The following is an 18,236-nucleotide window of genomic DNA, read 5'->3' as shown; positions in this document are numbered from 1 at the left end:
GTACGAGGAGACCCCGATGACCGCCCAGCGCAGCAGCGCACCCCCGGCCGCTCCCGACCTGCCCGCGCTGGGCGGCCGGAGGAGCAGCTTTCGCGAGCGGGTGGCCGACGCGCTGCGCGCCGCGCTGATCGCGGGCGAACTGCGGGCCGGCGAGGTCTACTCGGCACCCTCGCTGGCGGCCCGCTTCGGCGTCTCGGCGACGCCGGTCCGCGAGGCCATGCTCGACCTGGCCAAGGAGGGCCTGGTCGACACGGTGCCCAACAAGGGGTTCCGGGTCACGGCCGTCTCCGAGAAGCAGCTCGACGAGTACACCCACATCCGCTCGCTCATCGAGATCCCCACCGTCGTGGGGCTGGCCGCCACGGCCGATCCCGTCTCGCTGGAGGCGCTGCGCCCGGCCGCCAGGGAGATCGTGACCGCGGCGGCGGCCGGTGACCTCATCGCCTACGTCGAGGCGGACATCCGCTTCCACCTCGGCCTGCTCGCGCTGGCTGGCAACTCCCACCTGGTCGAGGTCGTCGGAGACCTGCGCAAACGCTCGCGGCTCTACGGGCTCCACGCCCTGGTCGGGGCGGGCCGCCTCCAAGCCTCGGCGGAGGAGCACCTGGAGCTCCTCGACGCCCTCCTCGACCGGGACGAGCGGGCCGTGCGCGCGGTGATGACCCGCCACCTGGGTCACGTCCGCGGACTGTGGGCGGCACCCTGAGGGCGCCGGCGGCGCGAGCGTGAAATGACGCGACTCTTACGCAAGCAGCTTGCATATCTTGCGCTATTCTTGCGCTCATGACGCGACGACTTGCTCAGGTGGCGAAGAAGGTCGGGGTCAGCGAGGCCACGGTCAGCCGGGTGCTCAACGGCAAGCCCGGAGTCTCCGACTCCACCCGGCAGGCGGTCCTCTCCGCCCTCGACGTCCTCGGCTACGAGCGGCCGACCCAGCTGCGCGGCGAACGCGCCCGGCTCGTCGGCCTCGTCCTGCCCGAACTGCAGAACCCGATCTTCCCGGCCTTCGCCGAGGTGATCGGCGGGGCGCTCGCGCAACTCGGCCTGACCCCGGTGCTGTGCACCCAGACCAAGGGCGGCGTCTCCGAGGCCGACTACGTGGAGCTGCTGCTCCAGCAGCAGGTCTCCGGGGTGGTGTTCGCCGGCGGTCTGTACGCCCAGGCGGACGCCCCGCACGACCACTACCGGCAGCTCGCGGACCGCAACATTCCGGTCGTGCTGATCAACGCGGCCATCGAGCACCTCGGTTTCCCCTGCGTCTCCTGCGACGACGCCGTCGCCGTCGAGCAGGCCTGGCGCCACCTCGACTCGCTCGGCCACGAGCGGATCGGACTCGTCCTCGGCCCCGGCGACCACATGCCCTCGGGCCGCAAGCTCGCGGCGGCGCGCGCCCTGGCGCCGGACCTGCCGGACGAGCACGTCGCCCGGGCCATGTTCTCCCTGGAGGGCGGCCAGGCCGCGGCCACCCGGCTGCTCGACCGGGGGGTCACCGGCATCATCTGCGCCAGTGACCCGCTCGCGCTCGGCGCCGTGCGGGCCGCCCGTCGCAGGGGACTCTCCGTCCCGGGCGAGATCTCCGTCGTCGGGTACGACGACTCGGCGTTCATGAACTGCACCGAACCCCCGCTGACCACCGTCCGCCAGCCCATCGAGGCCATGGGGCGCGCGGCGGTGGAACTGCTGAACGCGCAGATCGGTGGCAGCAGCGTGACCGCCGAAGAGCTCTTGTTCGAACCGGAGCTGGTGGTCCGCGGGTCGACCGCGCAAGCGCCGCGCGGCTGAGCGCGCAACCACCCGCCACAGAGACCTCGATTGCTGTCAAATAATTACAGATTCTGCGCGACATCTTGCGGACGGATGTCGGCGGTGCTTGAGTGTGCGGCGCCAGAACACGGCGGCACGCCCGCCGTGGGCCTACCTCGCTCCTGCCCAAAGGGGTCCACCAATGAGAAGCACCGGGTTCCGCCGTACCTTCGTCATGCTCACGGCGTCCTCCCTCGCGCTCACCGCCACCGCGTGCGGTTCGAGCGACGACGACGCGGCCAACGGAAAGACCCGCATCACCGTCAACTGCGAGCCGCCGAAGAGCGCCAAGGTCGACCGCTCGTTCTTCGAGGCCGACACCAAGGCGTTCGAGAAGGCCAATCCGGGCATCGACGTCGTCACGCACGACGCGTTCCCGTGTCAGGACCCCAAGACCTTCGACGCGAAGCTGGCCGGCGGTCAGATGGAGGACGTGTTCTACACGTACTTCACCGACGCCAAGCACGTGGTCGACGTCAACCAGGCCGCGGACATCACCAGTTACGTCAAGGACCTCAAGAGCTACAGCACCATCCAGCAGCAACTGCGGGACATCTACACGCTCGACGGCAAGATCTACGGCGTCCCCCGCACCGGCTACTCCATGGGCCTCATCTACAACAAGGCGCTCTTCGAGAAGGCCGGCCTCGACCCCGACAAGCCCCCGGCGACCTGGGAGGAGCTGCGCGCGGACGCCAAGAAGATAGCCGCGCTCGGCAAGGGCACCGTCGGCTACGCCGACTACAGCGCCCAGAACCAGGGCGGTTGGCACTTCACCGCCGAGCTCTACTCGCAGGGCGGGAACGTCGTCGGCGAGGACGGCAAGAAGTCCACGATCGACGGCCCGGAGGGCAAGGCGGTCCTGCAGAACCTCAAGGACATGCGCTGGAGCGACAACTCCATGGGCAGCAAGCAGCTGTTGGTCATCAACGACGTCCAGCAGATGATGGGCTCCGGCAAGCTCGGCATGTACCTCTCCGCCCCGGACAACATCCCGATCCTGGTGAAGGAGAAGGGCGGCAACTACAAGGACCTCGCGCTGGCTCCCATGCCCGGTGGCAAGGGCACGCTCATCGGCGGCGACGGCTACATGTTCAACAAGAAGGCCACCCCGGAGCAGATCAAGGCCGGCCTCAAGTGGCTGGACAGCATGTTCCTGACGCCGGGCGACGGCTTCCTCGGCGACTACGCCCGCGCCAAGCAGAACGACGCCCCCGTCGGCCTGCCCGAGCCGCGCCTGTTCACCGGCGCCGCGGACGCCAAGGACCAGCAGATCAAGAAGGCCAACGCCAACGTGCCCGTGGAGAACTACCAGGCGTTCCTGGACGGCAACCAGAGCCTCCAGATGAAGATCGAGCCGCCGCAGGCCCAGCAGATCTACTCCGTCCTCGACGGCGCCGTGTCCGCGGTCCTCACCAAGAAGGACGCCGACGTCGACCAGCTCCTCAAGGACGCCGCCGGAAAGATCGACTCCATCCTGGCCCGAGGCTGACACCGTTCTTGACTTCCTCCCCTGCCTAGAGGCGGGGGGTTCCAGCGGTCGCCCGCTGGGGTTCCTGCTTCACCGACGACCGCCCCGTCCGGGAGGACTCCCGTTGAGGTCTTACACCGTCTCCACAGGCAGACACGGCCAGCCCGGCCGCGAGAATGTTCTGCGCCGCGTTCGCGTCGCGGTCGTGCACCGTGCCGCACTCGCACGTCCACTCACGGACGTTCAGCGGCAGCTTCGCCCGGATCGTGCCGCAGGCCCCGCACAGTTTCGAGCTGGGGAACCAGCGGTCGATCACGACGAGTTCGCGCCCGTACCAGGCGCACTTGTACTCCAGCATCGTCCGCAGCTCACGCCAGGCCGCGTCCGAGATAGCTCGGGCGAGCCCGTGGTTCTTGACCAGGTTGCGGACGGTGAGGTCCTCGATCACGACCGTTTGGTTCTCGCGGACGAGTCGAGTGGTCAGCTTGTGCAGGTGGTCGCGGCGCCGGTCGGTGATCCGGGCGTGGATTTCGGCGACCTTGCGGCGTGCCTCGGCCCGGTTCACGCCATCGCCAGGAGCTTTGCGGGACAGTTCCCGCTGGGCCTTGGCGAGGCGGGCGCGGTCGCGGCGTTCGTGCCGGGGGTTGGTGATCTTCTCCCCGGTGGACAGGGTCACCAGGGAGGTGATCCCGGCGTCGATGCCGACAGCGGCCGTGGCGGCCGGTGCGGGGGTGATCGTGTCGTCGCAGAGCAGCGACACGAACCAGCGTCCGGCCGCGTCCTGGGACACGGTCACCGTGGACGGCCGCGCACCTTCGGGCAGCGGCCGGGACCACACGATGTCCAGCGGCTCGCGCATCCTGGCGAGCGTGAGCCGGCCGTCGCGGTAGCGGAACGCCCAGCTGGTGTACTCCGCCGACCGGCGGGACTTCTTTTGCGACTTGAACCGCGGGTACTTCGCCCGTCCCTCGAAAAAGCTGGTGAACGCGCCCTGCGGATGCCTCAGGCACTGCTGCAACGGCACCGAGGACACCTCGGACAGGAAGGCGAGTTCTTCGGTCTTCTTCCACGCGGTGAGCATCGCCGAGGTCGCGTTGTAGTTGACCCTCTCCCGCCGCTGGTACCACGCGGTGGTGCGGGCTTCGAGAGCCAGGTTGTAGACCTTCCGCACGCACCCGAACGTGCGCGACAGCTCCGCCGCCTGCGCACCGTCCGGGTAGAAGCGGAACTTGAACGCCCGCTTCACATGAGTGGTCACGACTCACAAACTATAACAACAGATTGTGACCGCCTACGGACTCTTGGTGATGAGCGACGATCCGCCCCGGCGGCGAATCGTCTTCCTCTGCCCTGCTCCGTAGGCAGTCCGATTCCTCCCCGGCCCGAAGGCCGGGGTTTCCCCGAAGGCCTTCGATGAAGACCGCATCGAAGCCCCCCGCCGTGCTCCCTCCGGCCGCCGTCGGCGTGCCGGAGGTGCCGCGGTCGGCCGGGCGCCGGACCGGGGGACCGCGGCGCCGGCGGCTGGCCGACCAGTTGTGCGCGTACGCCTTCCTGATCGGCGGCCTGCTCTGCTTCGCGCTGTTCTCCTGGTACCCGGCGATCCGCGCGGTCGTGATCGCCTTCCAGAAGTACACGCCGGGCAGCGGCGGGGAATGGGTCGGCACCGCCAACTTCACCCGGGTCTTCCACGACCCGGAGTTCACCGCCGCCTGGCGCAACACCCTCACGTTCACCCTCCTCGCCCTGCTCATCGGTTTCGCCGTCCCCTTCGTGATGGCGCTCGTGCTCAACGAACTCAGGCACGCGAAGGCCTTCTTCAGGGTCGTCGTCTACCTGCCGGTGATGATCCCGCCGGTGGTCAGCGCGCTGCTGTGGAAGTGGTTCTACGATCCCGGAGCGGGCCTCGCCAACGAGGCGCTGCGCTTCCTGCACCTGCCGACCTCGAACTGGTCCAACGGCGCCGACACCGCACTCGTCTCGCTGGTCATCGTCGCCACCTGGGCCAACCTCGGCGGCACCGTCCTCATCTACCTCGCCGCGCTCCAGAGCATCCCCGGCGAGCTGTACGAGGCGGCCGAGCTGGACGGGGCGAACATCTGGCAGCGGATCCGGCACGTGACGATCCCGCAGACCCGCTTCATCATCCTCATGCTGATGCTGCTCCAGATCATCGCCACCATGCAGGTCTTCACCGAGCCGTTCGTGATCACCGGCGGCGGCCCCGAGGACGAGACCGTCACGGTGCTCTACCTCATCTACAAGTACGCCTTCCTCTACAACGACTTCGGAGGGGCCTGCGCGTTGAGCGTCATGCTTCTCGTCCTGCTCAGCGCCTTCTCCGCGCTGTACCTGCGGTTCACCCGTTCCGAAGGGGAGGACGCGTGAGCACCCGCACCCTCGTCTCCCCGCTCGCCCTGTCCCGCCGACGCGGCAAGGCCGTCTACTGGTCGGTCTTCGCCGGGGTGGTCCTCCTCTTCGCGCTGGCCTTCCTCTTCCCCGTCTACTGGATGGTGACGGGCGCCATGAAGTCGCCGGACGAGGTCACGCGCACCCCGCCGACCCTCGTACCCGACCAGTGGCACCTCACCGGGTACACCGACGCGTGGGACCTGATGGACCTGCCCACCCACCTGTGGAACACGGTCGTCCAGGCCGCGGGCGCCTGGCTTCTCCAACTCGTCTTCTGCACGGCCGCCGCGTACGCCCTGTCCAGGCTGAAGCCGGCCTTCGGCAAGGTGATCCTCGGCAGCATCCTCGCCACCCTGATGGTTCCCGCGCAGGCCCTGGTGGTCCCCAAGTACCTGACCGTCGCCGACCTGCCCCTCATCCACACGAGTCTGCTCAACGACCCGCTGGGCATCTGGCTGCCGGCCGTCGCCAACGCCTTCAACCTCTATCTCCTCAAACGCTTCTTCGACCAGATCCCGCGCGATGTCCTGGAGGCCGCCGAGATCGACGGCGCCGGGAAGCTGCGCACCCTGTGGTCGATCGTGCTGCCGATGTCCCGGCCCGTCCTCGGAGTCGTGTCGATCTTTGCCCTGGTCGCCGTCTGGCAGGACTTCCTCTGGCCGCTGATGGTCTTCTCGGACACCGGCAAACAGCCCATCAGCGTGGCGCTCGTCCAGCTGTCGCAGAACATCCAACTGACCGTGCTCATCGCCGCGATGGTGATCGCCAGCATCCCCATGGTCCTGATGTTCCTGGTGTTCCAGCGGCACATCATCGCCGGAATCAGCGCGGGCAGCACCAAGGGCTGACGCCGCATGTGACTTCCTCGAACGAAAGGCTACGCACCGTGGGACAGCCCCGCCCTGCCCGAAATCAGTCCGCGTGGTGGCGTTCCGCCGTCATCTACCAGGTGTACGTCCGCAGCTTCGCGGACGGCGACGGCGACGGCACCGGCGACCTCGCGGGCGTCCGCGCCAGACTCCCGTACCTCGCCGAACTCGGGGTGGACGCGCTCTGGTTCAACCCCTGGTACCTCTCACCCCTGGCCGACGGCGGTTACGACGTCGCCGACTACCGGACCGTCGACCCGGCCTTCGGGACACTCGCCGAGGCCGAGAAGCTCATCGCCGAAGCCCGGGAACTGGGCATCCGCACCCTGGTCGACATCGTGCCGAACCACGTCTCCGACCAGCACCCCTGGTTCCGGGCGGCCCTGGCCGGCGGCCCGGAGCGCGAACTCTTCCACTTCCGTCCCGGACGCGGCGAGCACGGCGAACTCCCGCCCAACGACTGGCCGTCCCAGTTCGCGGGCTCCGCCGAACCGGTGTGGACCCGACTGCCCGAGGGCGACTGGTACCTCCACCTCTTCACCCCCGAACAGCCCGATCTCAACTGGGCCCATCCGGCGGTCCGTCAGGAGCACGAGGAGATCCTGCGCTTCTGGTTCGAGCGCGGGGTGGCCGGTGTGCGGATCGACTCGGCGGCCCTGCTCGCCAAGGACCCGGAGCTGCCCGACTATGTCGAGGGACGCGACCCGAACCCGTACGTCGACCGCGACGAACTCCACGACATCTACCGTTCCTGGCGGGCGGTCGCCGACGCCTACGACGGCATCTTCGTCGGCGAGGTCTGGCTCCCCGACACCGAACGCTTCGCCCGCTACCTGCGCCCCGACGAACTGCACACCGCCTTCAACTTCTCGTTCCTGTCCTGCCCCTGGGACGCCGGACGGCTGCGCACCTCCATCGACGAGACCCTCGCCGAGCACGCCCCCGTCGGAGCGCCCGCCACCTGGGTGCTGTGCAACCACGACGTGACCCGCACCGTCACCCGCTACGGACGCGCCGACACCGGCTTCGACTTCACGGCCAAGGCCTTCGGCACGCCCACCGACACGGCTCTCGGCACCCGCAGGGCCCGCGCCGCCGCGTTGCTCTCGCTCGCCCTGCCCGGCTCCGTGTACGTCTATCAGGGCGAGGAACTCGGCCTGCCCGAAGTGGAGTTGCCGCTCGACAGCATTCAGGACCCGATGCACTTCCGCTCCGGCGGCAGCGACCCGGGGCGCGACGGCTGCCGGGTCCCGCTGCCCTGGTCCGCGACGGCCCCGTACGCCGGATTCGGCGGTGACCCCTGGCTGCCGCAGCCCGCCGACTGGCCGGCGTACGCCGCCGACCGCCAGTCCGAGGACCCGGGCTCGATGCTGAACCTCTACCGTGCCGCGCTCCGGGTCCGCCGCGCCGAGCCCGGCTTCGGGGACGGCCCGCTCGACTGGCTGCCCGCACCCGAGGGCGTCCTCGCCTTCGCCCGCGCCGACGGTCTGCTCTGCGTCGTCAACCTGGCCGACGGCGCGGTCGAACTGCCGGAGCACTCCAGGCTCCTGCTCGCCAGCGCCCCGCTGGACGCCGACGGGTTCCTTCCGACGGACACGGCGGTCTGGCTGCGCGCCTGAGATCGCCCCGGGCCCGGTGGTCCGGTCGGCGGGGCTCGCGGAGCCCGCGGCCGGCCGGCACGACCGGCTCCCTGGCGGCACCGCTCCCCTTCTCCCGCTCGCCGGGCGGGCGGGCCCGTCTCAATGAAGGGGAGGCGCGTCCGTCTTCGTGAACGACTCCCCGCGCTTCGCCGCCTGGATCTGCCCGTACACATGGGTCCGCAACTCGGCGAAGCGCGGGGAGACCCGGGTGTGCAACTGGTCCCGCTGCTCCGGAAGATCCACCTTCAACTGCTCCCGCACGACGGTGGGGGAGGCCGAGAGGACCAGGACCCGCTCGCCCAGGTACACGGCCTCGTCGATGTCATGGGTCACGAACAGGATGGTGATCCCGCGCTCCCGCCACAGCCGGCGCACCAGATCCTCCAGATCGGCACGGGTCTGCGCGTCGACCGCCGCGAACGGCTCGTCCATGAGCAGGACTTCGGGTTCGTACGCCAGCGCCCGCGCGATGGCGACCCGCTGCTGCATCCCGCCGGACAGCTGCCAGGGATAGGCCCGCTCGGCATCGGCCAGACCGACGGAGTCCAACGCGTCGCCGACCAGTTCCCGTCGCCGCGCCCTGCTCAGATTCTTCTGCTTCAGGGGCAGTTCGACGTTCTCGCCGACCCGCATCCAGGGGAACAGGCTGCGCCCGTACTCCTGGAACACGAACGCCATGCCGGGCGGCGGGCCGCCGACCCGGCGGCCCCCGAGCAGCACCTCGCCCCCCGTCGGCGTGAGCAGACCGGCCATGCACTTCAGCAGCGTGGTCTTGCCGCAGCCCGACGGGCCCACCAGGCAGACGAGTTCACCCGCGTCCACGGTGAAGGTCAGGTCCCGGACCGCCTCCACCCGGCGGCCTGACCCCTCGTAGACCTTTCGCAGGCCGGATACGACCAAAGACGCGTGCATGGACCGCCCTTTCGGATGCGTCACGGGGACCGGCGGGAGGACTCCCGCAGACCGTGGTACCAGCCGAGCACCCGGCGCTCGACCACCTGGAAGACGACCGACAGGAGAAAGCCGAGGAGACCGAGGACGATGATCCCGGTCCACATGTCGGGGATCGCGAAGCCGCGCTGGAACTGCACGATGGTGAAGCCGAGCCCGTTGCTGGCCGCGAACATCTCACTGATGACCATGAGGATGATCCCGATGGACAGCGCCTGGCGCAGGCCCGCGAAGATCTGCGGGCTCGCCGACGGCAGGACGACGGAGCGCATCCGGGCCACTCCGGTGATGCCGTACGAGCGGGCCGTCTCCGACATCACGGAGTCGACGGCCCGCACCCCCTCGACCGTGTTGAGCAGGATCGGCCAGACGCAGCCGCTCGCGATCACGACGATCTTCATCGTGTCCCCGATGCCCGCGAACAGCATGATGACCGGCACGAGGACGGGCGGCGGCACGGCCCGCAGGAACTCCAGGACCGGTTCGCACACCGCCCGCACCCTCCGGTACGAGCCGATGACCGTGCCGAGGGCCACGCCCACGACCGCCGCGACCGCGTAGCCGCCGAGCAGCCGCAGCAGGCTGGGCACGAGATCGGCGCGCAGCCGGTCGCGGGTCCAGACGTCGGGGAACGTCCTCAGGATCGTGCGCAGCGGCGGCCAGTACACGTCGGTGCTGCCGTCCGACGCGAGCCACCAGATCCCGACCAGCAGTGCCGGGAGCGCGACGACGAACAGGGCCCGCAGCGGGAGGCTTCCCCACGCGCGGGGCCTCGTCGGCTCCGGGGGGACGTCCGTCATACCGTCACCTCCCCGCGAACCGACTGGTGCCAGGCCAGCGCGTGCCGCTCCACCGACCGCGCCCCCACGTTGATCAACAGCCCGAGCAGGCCCGTGACCACGATCAGCGCGTACATCTCGGGCACGGCCTGCGAGGACTGGGCCACCGCGATGCGCGCCCCCAACCCCGGTGCTCCGATGACGAGTTCGGCGGTCACGGTGAGAATGAGCGCGACGGCGGCGGCGAGCCGGACACCCGTCATGACGTAAGGGAGGGCCGTCGGCCACAGCACATGGCGCACCCGGGCCCAGGTGCCCAGACCGTACGAGCGCGCCGTCTCCTCCGCCACGGGGTCGACGTCCCGCACGCCGTACATGACCTGGACGAGGACCTGCCAGAAGGAGGCGTACACGACGAGGAGGAGCACCGACCGCAGTTCGGTGCCGTAGAGGAGGACGGCGAGCGGGATCAGCGCCACGGAGGGGATGGGGCGCAGGAACTCGACCGTCGAGGCGGTCGCCTCGCGCAGGTACGGCACGACCGAGACGACGACACCCACGACGATGCCCGCGCCGACCGCGATCGCGAGGCCCAGTGCCCAGCCCGTGAGGGTGTCGCCGAGATCCGTCCAGAAGGCGCCGTCGGTGAGCTCGTCCGCGAACGCCCGGGCGATCCGGCTGGTCGGCGGGAAGAACTGCTCCTTGACCACGCCGAGCCGCGGCACCACCTCGCCGAGGGCGAGGAAGGCCGCGAGCCCGGCGACGCCCAGAGCGGCGTTCACGGCCCGTTCGGAGTGGCCGCCGCGCGGTCGCCCCCGCCTCACGGCAGCAACTTGTCCAGGTCGGGAGCCGTCTTGAAGAGACCGTCCTGGCGGCCCAGCTTCTCCAGCGCCTCGATCGAGGCCCGGTTCGGGTCGGCCGGCCACTTGGGCAGGGTCACCTTCGCCAGCACGGCCGCCGGGATCTTCGTGTACGTGGTGACGATCTGCCGGACCTCGTCCGGGTGGGCGTCGGCGTAGGCGAGGGACTCCGCCGTGGCCTCCTGGAACTTCTTGACCACGTCGGGGTGTTGCTGCGCGTACTGGTCCGACGTGAAGTACATGGCGACGGTGAGGTCCTTCGCCACGTCGACCAGGGACGAGGCGATCTCGGTGGCGCCCTGGCTCTTCACCGTGGCGAGGGCGGGCTCGACCACCATGGCGGCGTCGATCTGGCCCTTGTCGAGGGCTGCGGGCATGAGGTCGAAGGCCAGCTCGACGAACTTGACCTTGGACGGGTCGCCGCCCGCCTTGCGCACCGACTCGCGCACAGCGGTCTCGTTGATGTTCTTCACCGTGTTGACGGCGACCTTCTTGCCCTCCAGATCCTTCGCCGACGTGATCGGGCTGCCCTTCTTGACCGTGATGGCCCCGAAGTCCTTGCCCTGGACGCCTGTCGAGGCGACGCCGTTCGCGATGGCCTTGACGGGAACACCGTTGGACTGGGCGATCATCAGCGAGGTCATGTTGGAGAACCCGAACTGGGACTGGCCCGAGACCACGCCCGGCACGATGGCCGCGCCGCCCTGCGCGAGGGTCATCGACAGTTTCAGGCCGCGCTTGCTGTAGAAGCCCTTCTTCTGGCCCAGATAGACGGGGGCGACATCGACGATCGGGATGATCCCGACCTTGACGGTGGTGGTACCGCCGGACGAAGAGTTCTTGTCCGAGGCGCCACCGCCGTCGGACGAGCCGCAGGCCGACATGGCGACCAGGAAGGCTCCGACCGCGAGACCGGCGAGCAGACGACGCATGGCTCCTCCTGTGCAGACGAAAGGGTTCCGACAGGTTGTGCGCACACCGCACAATGGTGCTCAGCGCGAAGGTAGAACCCCTTCCGTTCCGGGTCAATGCCCTTGGCTAACAATATTGTTGACAGTTATCGAAGTGCTCCCGGCCCCGGCGGAGAGCGCTCCTCATGTCTCTCTGGAGGCGACGATGCCTGCAGCAGCCCGAGCGCCCCACTTCGTCCGCTCCTTCGAACGCGGACTCGCCGTCATCCGCGTATTCGGCGCGGACCGGCCGGAACTGACACTCAGTGAGGTCGCGCGCGACTCCGACCTGACCCGCGCGGCCGCCCGCCGCTTCCTGCTCACCCTGGTCGATCTCGGATACGTCCACACGGACGGCCGGATCTTCCGGCTCACCCCGCGGGTGCTGGAACTCGGCTACGCCTACCTCTCCGGCCTCGGCCTCCCGGAGATCGCCCTGCCGCACCTGAAGCGACTCGCCGAACAGGTGGGGGAGTCGAGCTCGCTCTGCGTCCTCGACGGCGACGACGTGGTGTACGTGGCGCGGGTCCCGACCCGGCGCATCATGACGGCGGCGATCACCGTCGGAACCCGCTTCCCGGCCCATGTCACCTCGGTGGGCCGGGTGATCCTCGCGCACCTGCCGGACGAGGAGACCGCCGCCCGGCTCGAACGGGCGGACCTACTCCCCCTGACGGCGCGCACGATCGTCGCGCCGGACCTCCTGGAAGCGGAACTGCGCCGGGTGCGGAAGCAGGGATACGCCATCGTGGACCAGGAGTTGGAGGAGGGCCTGCGCTCGGTGGCCGCCCCGGTGCGGGACCGGCAGGGTGCCGTGGTGGCGGCCGTGAACATCCCCGTGCACGCCACCCGCAACAGCCTCGAGTCCGTCCGCCGCGACCTGCTTCCCCACCTGCTGGCGACGGTCGCGCGGATCGAGGCGGACCTCGGGGCCACCGGCCCGGTCGGAGTCACAGGTCCAGGACGAGCCGGTCCCCATGGCAGCGCGACACACAGATGAGCATCGTCTCGCCCGCCTCCCGCTCCGCCTCCGTGAGCACCGAGTCCCGGTGGTCCGGAACGCCTTCGAGCACCTCCGTCTCGCAGGTCCCGCAGGTGCCTTCGGCGCAGGAGAACAGCACCTCGATCCCGGCGGCCCGCACGGTGTCGAGGACGGAGACTCCGGGAGCGACGCGCACCGTCCTCCCGGACCGCTCCAGGACCACCTCGAACTCGCCGCCCCCACGAGCCTCCTGGGGCTTCGGCCGGAACCGCTCGACATGCGGCGGCACGGCCGGGCAGCGTTCCTCCACCGCGTCGAGAAGGGCCCCGGGACCGCAGGCGTAGACGAGGGTGCCCTCGGGCAGGGCGCCGAGCACGGGGGCGAGGTCGAGCAGTCCGGTCTCGTCCTCGGGGGCGAGGGTGACCCGGTCCCCGTACCGCCCCAACTCCTCGGTGAACGCCATGGAACCTCGGGTCCGCCCGCCGTACAGCAGCGTCCACTCGGCGCCCGCCGCCTCGGCCGCGGCGAGCATCGGCAGGATCGGGGTGATGCCGATGCCGCCGGCGACGAACCGGTAGCGCGGGGCGGAGACGAGGGCGAAGTGATTGCGCGGACCTCGAACCCGGACGCCGTCACCTTCCCTCAACCGCCCGTGCACATGAGCCGATCCGCCCCGTCCCGCCGCCTCGCGCAGCACCGCGATCCGCCACGCCCGCCGGTCCGCCGGATCGCCGCACAGGGAGTACTGCCGCTCCAGCCCGGCCCCGAGGACGACATCGATGTGAGCGCCCGGCTCCCAGGGCGGGAGTTCGGCGCCGAGCGGATGGCGCAGCGTCAGGGCGAGCACGCCGTCGGCGACGGACTCCCGCCGCGCGAGGACGAGTTCGGCCTCGTACTCATTCACGAGGCCTCTCCTCGTGGTGTGCGCCCGCGTCTTCGCGATCCGGTGGCGGCGCCCCCCGTGCGGCCCGGTGCCGCCTCGGCTCCCCCCGTCCCGTCGCCCGGCGTCCCGTGCCCCTCCGGGTGGGCGAGCATCCACTCCCACATCGCGATCGGGTCCTCGGCGGTGTGGCCGGCGCCGCAGTGGCAGGTGCCGCGCAGCACGTCGGTGCCCGGGAGCCAGTCGACGCGGAAGACCTCGCCGGTCGGGCCGGTCACCTGATCTTCTCCGTCGGCTTGGCGCCCTCCTCCACCAGACGGGCCAGGATGCGGCGGGCCGCGAGACCACCGGTGTCGATGTTGATGCTCAGCTCCTGGTATCCGTCGGGCTCGGTGCCGAGAACCTTCTGGAGCAGGTTGAGCGCGTCGACGTCCTGCATCACGACGGTGTGGTTCAAGTCCCGCATGAAGGTGCTGACTTCGCCGTCCGAGCGGGCGAAGTCACGGGAGACGGCCCAGAAGTCGTAGACCTTGCCGTCCCCGGACGGCGTGATCGCGTACGTGATCTCGGTGTGGAAGGCGTTCGGGTCACTACCGTCCGCCTCCGGCAGCACCCCGGCCGGCGCGATCCTGCTGTGCAGCAGATAGAGGCACGGCGCGTGGTACTCGATGTCCTGCCACCGCGTGATGCGGCCCTCGATCCCGGTCGAACGGGCGTAGAACGGCGGGCACTCGGCGTCGTCCATGTGCCGGGAGACGCGCACGACACCGGCCCCCTCGTCGACCTCGGTGACGATCGGCGTCTCGGCGACCTCGGGGGTCCCGATGTACCCGCCGTGCAGGTACGTCTCGTGCGAGAGGTCGAGGAGGTTGTCGACGAGCAGGCCGTAGTCCGCGTCGATGGGCTCCATCCCGCTGACCGTGGTCCAGGCCGGCGAGTCCATGTGCGGGGCCCGCGGGATGGCCCCGGGGTCGGCGAGGGCCGGGTCGCCGATCCAGACCCAGACGAACAGGTCCTGTTCGACGACGGGGTAGGAGGCGACACGGGCCGTCCGCGGTATGCGCTTCTGCCCCGGCACGTACACGCAGGCACCTGTCGAGTCGTACGTGAACCCGTGGTAGCCGCACACGATCCGGTCCCCGTCGAGCCGGCTCTCCGAGAGCGGGAAGCGCCGGTGCACACACCGGTCGGACAGGGCGACCGCCTTCCCGTCCTCCTCGGCCCGGTAGAGCACGAGCGGCTCCCCGAGCACCGTCCGCCCGAGCAGCTCCCGCCCCACTTCGTGGGTGAAGGCGACGACGTACCACTGGTTCCTGGCGAAGGCGGTGGTGTGCGGCATGGGCGGGTCCCGTCATCCTCGACGTCGTGTCGCCAACACGATGCCCAGGTCGCCTCCGTCCGGGCAAGAGGACTTCCGCCGGCCGGAAACTCCCTGGCGGCCCGCCAGGAGACGGTCGAGCCGGGTGCGGGTCCGGGCCGCTTCCGTGTGCCGCGGAGTCGACGTTGCCGACGGCATCCCGCCCGAACCGTTCGCCTCACGTACCGCCGGGTTTCACACCGGTGCCACGGTGCCCTTCCCTGTCATCTGATGCTCTGGGAACACTCGTTTCGCGTACGTTCCATCAGCTTCCGGCCGAACGGGCCCGTCAGGACGAGAGGTCACCCCGTCATGTCTCAAGTGAATCGGCGTCGATTCCTCCAACTCGCCGGTGCGAGCACGGCGTTCACCGCGCTGTCCGGCAGTGTCCAGCGCGCGGCGGCACTGCCCGCACACCACCGTTCGGGCACGATCGAGGACGTCGAGCACATCGTCGTGCTCATGCAGGAGAACCGTTCGTTCGACCACTACTTCGGCTCCCTGAGGGGCGTCCGCGGTTTCGGCGATCCGCGTCCGGTCACCACGACGGGCACCAAGTCGGTCTGGTACCAGTCGGACGGCACCAAGGACGTGCTGCCCTTCCACCCGGAGGCGGACGACCTCGGCCTCGCGTTCATCCAGGACCTCCCGCACGGCTGGAACGACGGTCACGCCGCCTTCGACCAGGGCAGGTACGACAAGTGGGTGCCCGCCAAATCGGCGACGACGATGGCCTATCTGACGCGTGAGGACATCCCGTTCCACTACGCGCTGGCCGACTCCTTCACGGTCTGCGACGCGTACCACTGCTCGTTCATCGGCTCCACGGACCCCAACCGCTACTACATGTGGACGGGGTACACGGGCAACGACGGCAAGGGCGGCGGCCCGGTTCTCGGCAACGAGGAGGCGGGGTACGGCTGGACGACGTACCCGGAGCGGCTGGAAGCGGCCGGGATCTCCTGGAAGGTCTACCAGGACGTCGGCGACGGTCTCGACGCGGCCGGATCCTGGGGCTGGATCCCGGACGCCTACCGAGGCAACTACGGGGACAACTCCCTGCTCTACTTCAACCAGTACCGCGATGCCCAGCCGGGCGACCCGCTGTACGACAAGGCCCGCACCGGAACCGACGCCCGCAAGGGCGAGGGTTTCTTCGACCAGCTCCGGGCCGACGTGCGGGGCGGGAAGCTGCCGAAGATCTCCTGGATCGCCGCTCCCGAGGCGTTCAGCGAGCACCCCAACTGGCCTGCCAACTACGGCGCCTGGTACATCTCCCAGGTGCTGGACGCCCTCACCTCCGACCCCGAGGTGTGGAGCAGGACGGCCCTGTTCATCACCTATGACGAGAACGACGGCTTCTTCGACCACCTCGTCCCGCCGTTCCCCCCGCGGTCCGCCGCGCAGGGCAGGTCCACGGTCGACGTCGGCCCGGACCTCCACCCGGGAGACGCCGGCCGTGCCGCCGGCCCGTACGGACTCGGCCCGCGGGTGCCGATGCTCGTCGTCTCGCCCTGGAGCAAGGGCGGTTACGTCTGCTCCGAGACCTTCGACCACACCTCGATCATCCGGTTCATGGAAGCCCGGTTCGGGGTGCGCGAGCCCAACATCTCGCCCTGGCGACGCGCCGTCGGCGGAGACCTCACCGCCGCGTTCGACTTCCGCCGCAAGGACACCGAGCCGGTCGTGCTGCCGGACACCGACAGCTACCGGCCGCCGGACGGAGCCCGTCACCCCGACTACGTGCCGAAGCCGCCGGCGAACCCGGAGCTGCCCCGGCAGGAGCGCGGATCGCGCCCGACCCGTCCCCTCAAGTACGCCCCCTCCGTGGACGGTTCGGCCGACATCACGACCGGGAGGTTCACCCTGACCTTCGCCTCCGGAGCGAAGGCCGGCGCGGCCTTCCTCGTCACCTCCGGCAACCGGGCCGACGGCCCGTGGACCTACACCACGGAGGCGGGCAAGACCCTCTCGGACACCTGGAACTCCGCGTACTCGGGCGGCTCGTACGACCTCACGGTGCACGGTCCCAACGGATTCCTCCGCACGTTCCGGGGCGCGGGCGGAACGGCCGCACCCGAGGTCACCGCCCGCCACGTCGGCGACGACGTGGAGCTCACCTTCGTCAACAAGGCCGCGGGCACGGCCAATTTCAAGATCACCGACGGATACGGCGGACCGTCCGTCGCGGTCCGGGTCCGGGCCGGGGCGACCGTGAGGCACACGGTGGACCTGCGGGCCGGCAAGCGCTGGTACGACCTGACCGTCGTCTCCGAGAGGAACGCGGGCTTTATGAGGCGATTCGCCGGGCATGTCGAGAATGGCCGACCAGGTGTCAGCGACCCGGCTCTCGTGACGGTTTGACGGATATCGGACCGGCGGTTGTTTTCCGGCCACGTCACGGTAGGGTGCCCCGGTGACCACGCATTCGAACACTCCTGCAGGTTGGTACCCGGATCCGAACGGGGCGGCCGAGACGCAGCGTTACTGGGACGGCGCCCAGTGGACCGACCAGCAGGCTCCGGCCGGACAGCACGTTCCGCAGCAGGGGGCGCCGCAGCAGCCCTTCCCGCAGCAGGCGACGGGCACCGACCCGCGCGTGCAGAAGCAGGTGCAGCAGCAGGCCGGAGTGGCGCCCAGCGGCGTCGGCGGCGGCACCATGTTCACCGAGCCGGTCCTGGTGGTGAACCAGAAGGCCAAGCTCATCGAGCTGACCAACGAGTACAAGGTCATGGACCAGCAGGGCAACCAGCTCGGCTCGGTCGTCCAGGTCGGCCAGGGCGTGCTCAGGAAGATCCTGCGCCTCGTCTCCAGCCTCGACCAGTACCTGCCGCACAAGCTGGAGATCCGTGACGCCCACGGCCAGCCGCAGTTGCTGCTCACGCGCCCCGCGAAGATCTTCAAGTCGCGGGTGATCGTGACGCGTCCGGACGGTTCGCCCGTCGGCGAGATAGTCCAGCAGAACATGATCGGCAAGATCAACTTCGCGATGAACGTCGACGGCCAGAAGGTCGGCGCGATCAAGGCGGAGAACTGGCGCGCCTGGAACTTCGCGATCGTCGACCACTCGGACAACGAGGTGGCCCGGATCACGAAGACCTGGGAAGGCCTCGCCAAGACGATGTTCACGACCGCGGACAACTACGTCCTCCAGATCCACTTCCAGCTCCCCGAGCCGCTGCTGAGCCTCGTCGTCGCGACGGCGCTGACCGTCGACACGGCGCTCAAGCAGGACTCCCGCGGGCTCGGCTGACCGGCCTGAAACGCGTGAAGGGCGGTCGCGGA

The 18,236-nt window shown here is 69.7% G+C and carries 17 protein-coding genes; 9 read left to right on the top strand and 8 right to left on the bottom strand.

The annotated features are described in order from the left end of the window. Positions 1–16 precede the first annotated feature (16 nt). From ACFYW7_RS10750 to ACFYW7_RS10740, 3 genes are all read left to right on the top strand, one after another. Complete coding sequence (locus ACFYW7_RS10750; RefSeq protein ID WP_389500294.1) at positions 17–706, top strand: GntR family transcriptional regulator; 690 nt, start codon at positions 17–19, stop codon at positions 704–706. A gap of 77 nt (positions 707–783) precedes the next feature. Beyond that, positions 784–1,782, top strand: coding sequence for a LacI family DNA-binding transcriptional regulator (locus ACFYW7_RS10745; RefSeq protein ID WP_389500292.1), 999 nt, complete (start codon positions 784–786; stop codon positions 1,780–1,782). A 163-nt stretch (positions 1,783–1,945) separates the two neighbouring features. After that, positions 1,946–3,295: an ABC transporter substrate-binding protein gene (locus tag ACFYW7_RS10740; RefSeq protein WP_389500289.1), complete on the top strand. Its 1,350-nt coding sequence runs from the start codon at positions 1,946–1,948 to the stop codon at positions 3,293–3,295. Positions 3,296–3,320: 25 nt separating this feature from the next. Here ACFYW7_RS10740 and ACFYW7_RS10735 read toward each other — a convergent pair whose 3' ends face one another. After that, positions 3,321–4,532, bottom strand: a complete 1,212-nt coding sequence (locus ACFYW7_RS10735; protein ID WP_389500287.1) for an RNA-guided endonuclease InsQ/TnpB family protein — start codon at positions 4,530–4,532, stop codon at positions 3,321–3,323. Between the two features lie 155 nt (positions 4,533–4,687). Here ACFYW7_RS10735 and ACFYW7_RS10730 point away from each other — a divergent pair, with 155 nt between their 5' ends. From ACFYW7_RS10730 to ACFYW7_RS10720, 3 genes are read left to right on the top strand one after another with little or no spacing between them, the layout of a single operon-like run. Next, positions 4,688–5,659, top strand: coding sequence for a carbohydrate ABC transporter permease (locus ACFYW7_RS10730; protein WP_389500285.1), 972 nt, complete (start codon positions 4,688–4,690; stop codon positions 5,657–5,659). Continuing rightward, entirely contained in the window at positions 5,656–6,531 is an 876-nt protein-coding gene (locus ACFYW7_RS10725) for a carbohydrate ABC transporter permease (RefSeq protein WP_389500283.1), read from the top strand. Before ACFYW7_RS10730 ends, ACFYW7_RS10725 begins: the two co-directional genes overlap by 4 nt. 38 nt (positions 6,532–6,569) lie before the next feature. After that, on the top strand, positions 6,570–8,171 hold the full coding sequence (locus tag ACFYW7_RS10720; RefSeq protein ID WP_389500281.1) for a glycoside hydrolase family 13 protein: 1,602 nt from the start codon (positions 6,570–6,572) through the stop codon (positions 8,169–8,171). A 120-nt stretch (positions 8,172–8,291) separates the two neighbouring features. Here ACFYW7_RS10720 and ACFYW7_RS10715 read toward each other — a convergent pair whose 3' ends face one another. The 4 genes from ACFYW7_RS10715 to ACFYW7_RS10700 are packed head-to-tail and all read right to left on the bottom strand — an operon-like array spanning position 8,292 to position 11,714. Further along, positions 8,292–9,104 carry an ABC transporter ATP-binding protein gene (locus ACFYW7_RS10715; RefSeq protein WP_389500279.1) on the bottom strand — a complete coding sequence of 271 codons (813 nt, stop codon included), beginning with the start codon at positions 9,102–9,104 and terminating at the stop codon, positions 8,292–8,294. Between the two features lie 20 nt (positions 9,105–9,124). Continuing rightward, positions 9,125–9,943, bottom strand: coding sequence for an ABC transporter permease (locus tag ACFYW7_RS10710; RefSeq protein ID WP_389500277.1), 819 nt, complete (start codon positions 9,941–9,943; stop codon positions 9,125–9,127). Then, positions 9,940–10,704: an ABC transporter permease gene (locus tag ACFYW7_RS10705; RefSeq protein WP_389500275.1), complete on the bottom strand. Its 765-nt coding sequence runs from the start codon at positions 10,702–10,704 to the stop codon at positions 9,940–9,942. The genes ACFYW7_RS10710 and ACFYW7_RS10705 overlap by 4 nt, the downstream gene beginning before the upstream one ends. Positions 10,705–10,742: 38 nt before the next feature. Further along, positions 10,743–11,714 (bottom strand): ABC transporter substrate-binding protein, encoded by a 972-nt coding sequence (locus ACFYW7_RS10700; protein ID WP_389500273.1) that lies wholly within the window; start codon positions 11,712–11,714, stop codon positions 10,743–10,745. Positions 11,715–11,898: 184 nt separating this feature from the next. On the opposite strand from ACFYW7_RS10700, the gene ACFYW7_RS10695 reads away from it, so the two are divergent. Then, the gene (locus tag ACFYW7_RS10695) at positions 11,899–12,732 is read left to right on the top strand and encodes an IclR family transcriptional regulator C-terminal domain-containing protein (protein ID WP_389500270.1); all 834 of its coding nucleotides are present in this window, start codon (positions 11,899–11,901) and stop codon (positions 12,730–12,732) included. Here the strand turns inward: ACFYW7_RS10695 and ACFYW7_RS10690 are convergent. From ACFYW7_RS10690 to ACFYW7_RS10680, 3 genes are read right to left on the bottom strand one after another with little or no spacing between them, the layout of a single operon-like run. Continuing rightward, the gene (locus ACFYW7_RS10690; protein ID WP_389500268.1) at positions 12,683–13,618 is read right to left on the bottom strand and encodes a PDR/VanB family oxidoreductase; all 936 of its coding nucleotides are present in this window, start codon (positions 13,616–13,618) and stop codon (positions 12,683–12,685) included. The genes ACFYW7_RS10695 and ACFYW7_RS10690 overlap by 50 nt on opposite strands. After that, a complete protein-coding gene (locus ACFYW7_RS10685; RefSeq protein WP_389500440.1) occupies positions 13,615–13,872 on the bottom strand; it encodes a hypothetical protein in 258 nt (85 codons plus the stop codon). Before ACFYW7_RS10685 ends, ACFYW7_RS10690 begins: the two co-directional genes overlap by 4 nt. Then, positions 13,869–14,933 carry a Rieske 2Fe-2S domain-containing protein gene (locus ACFYW7_RS10680; protein ID WP_389500266.1) on the bottom strand — a complete coding sequence of 355 codons (1,065 nt, stop codon included), beginning with the start codon at positions 14,931–14,933 and terminating at the stop codon, positions 13,869–13,871. Before ACFYW7_RS10680 ends, ACFYW7_RS10685 begins: the two co-directional genes overlap by 4 nt. Positions 14,934–15,263: 330 nt before the next feature. On the opposite strand from ACFYW7_RS10680, the gene ACFYW7_RS10675 reads away from it, so the two are divergent. Then, the gene (locus tag ACFYW7_RS10675; protein WP_389500263.1) at positions 15,264–17,315 is read left to right on the top strand and encodes a phosphocholine-specific phospholipase C; all 2,052 of its coding nucleotides are present in this window, start codon (positions 15,264–15,266) and stop codon (positions 17,313–17,315) included. 52 nt (positions 17,316–17,367) lie between these two features. Further along, a complete protein-coding gene (locus ACFYW7_RS10670; protein ID WP_389500261.1) occupies positions 17,368–18,204 on the top strand; it encodes a phospholipid scramblase-related protein in 837 nt (278 codons plus the stop codon). Positions 18,205–18,236 lie beyond the last annotated feature (32 nt).

Origin of the sequence: Streptomyces sp. NPDC002580 (assembly GCF_042889485.1) — a bacterium.
Classification (GTDB): domain Bacteria; phylum Actinomycetota; class Actinomycetes; order Streptomycetales; family Streptomycetaceae; genus Streptomyces.
The sequence above is the reverse complement of the archived record's forward strand: the minus strand, read 5'-3'. Positions and strand labels throughout refer to the sequence as shown.

Bases quoted from the DNA above. Each gene is read 5' to 3' on its own strand.
- ACFYW7_RS10740 (WP_389500289.1), top strand. From the start codon at position 1,946: ATGAGAAGCACCGGGTTCCGCCGTACCTTCGTCATGCTCACGGCGTCC.
- ACFYW7_RS10710 (WP_389500277.1), bottom strand. From the start codon at position 9,943: ATGACGGACGTCCCCCCGGAGCCGACGAGGCCCCGCGCGTGGGGAAGC.
- ACFYW7_RS10745 (WP_389500292.1), top strand. From the start codon at position 784: ATGACGCGACGACTTGCTCAGGTGGCGAAGAAGGTCGGGGTCAGCGAG.
- ACFYW7_RS10750 (WP_389500294.1), top strand. From the start codon at position 17: ATGACCGCCCAGCGCAGCAGCGCACCCCCGGCCGCTCCCGACCTGCCC.
- ACFYW7_RS10715 (WP_389500279.1), bottom strand. From the start codon at position 9,104: ATGCACGCGTCTTTGGTCGTATCCGGCCTGCGAAAGGTCTACGAGGGG.
- ACFYW7_RS10730 (WP_389500285.1), top strand. From the start codon at position 4,688: ATGAAGACCGCATCGAAGCCCCCCGCCGTGCTCCCTCCGGCCGCCGTC.
- ACFYW7_RS10675 (WP_389500263.1), top strand. From the start codon at position 15,264: ATGTCTCAAGTGAATCGGCGTCGATTCCTCCAACTCGCCGGTGCGAGC.
- ACFYW7_RS10680 (WP_389500266.1), bottom strand. From the start codon at position 14,933: ATGCCGCACACCACCGCCTTCGCCAGGAACCAGTGGTACGTCGTCGCC.
- ACFYW7_RS10695 (WP_389500270.1), top strand. From the start codon at position 11,899: ATGCCTGCAGCAGCCCGAGCGCCCCACTTCGTCCGCTCCTTCGAACGC.
- ACFYW7_RS10700 (WP_389500273.1), bottom strand. From the start codon at position 11,714: ATGCGTCGTCTGCTCGCCGGTCTCGCGGTCGGAGCCTTCCTGGTCGCC.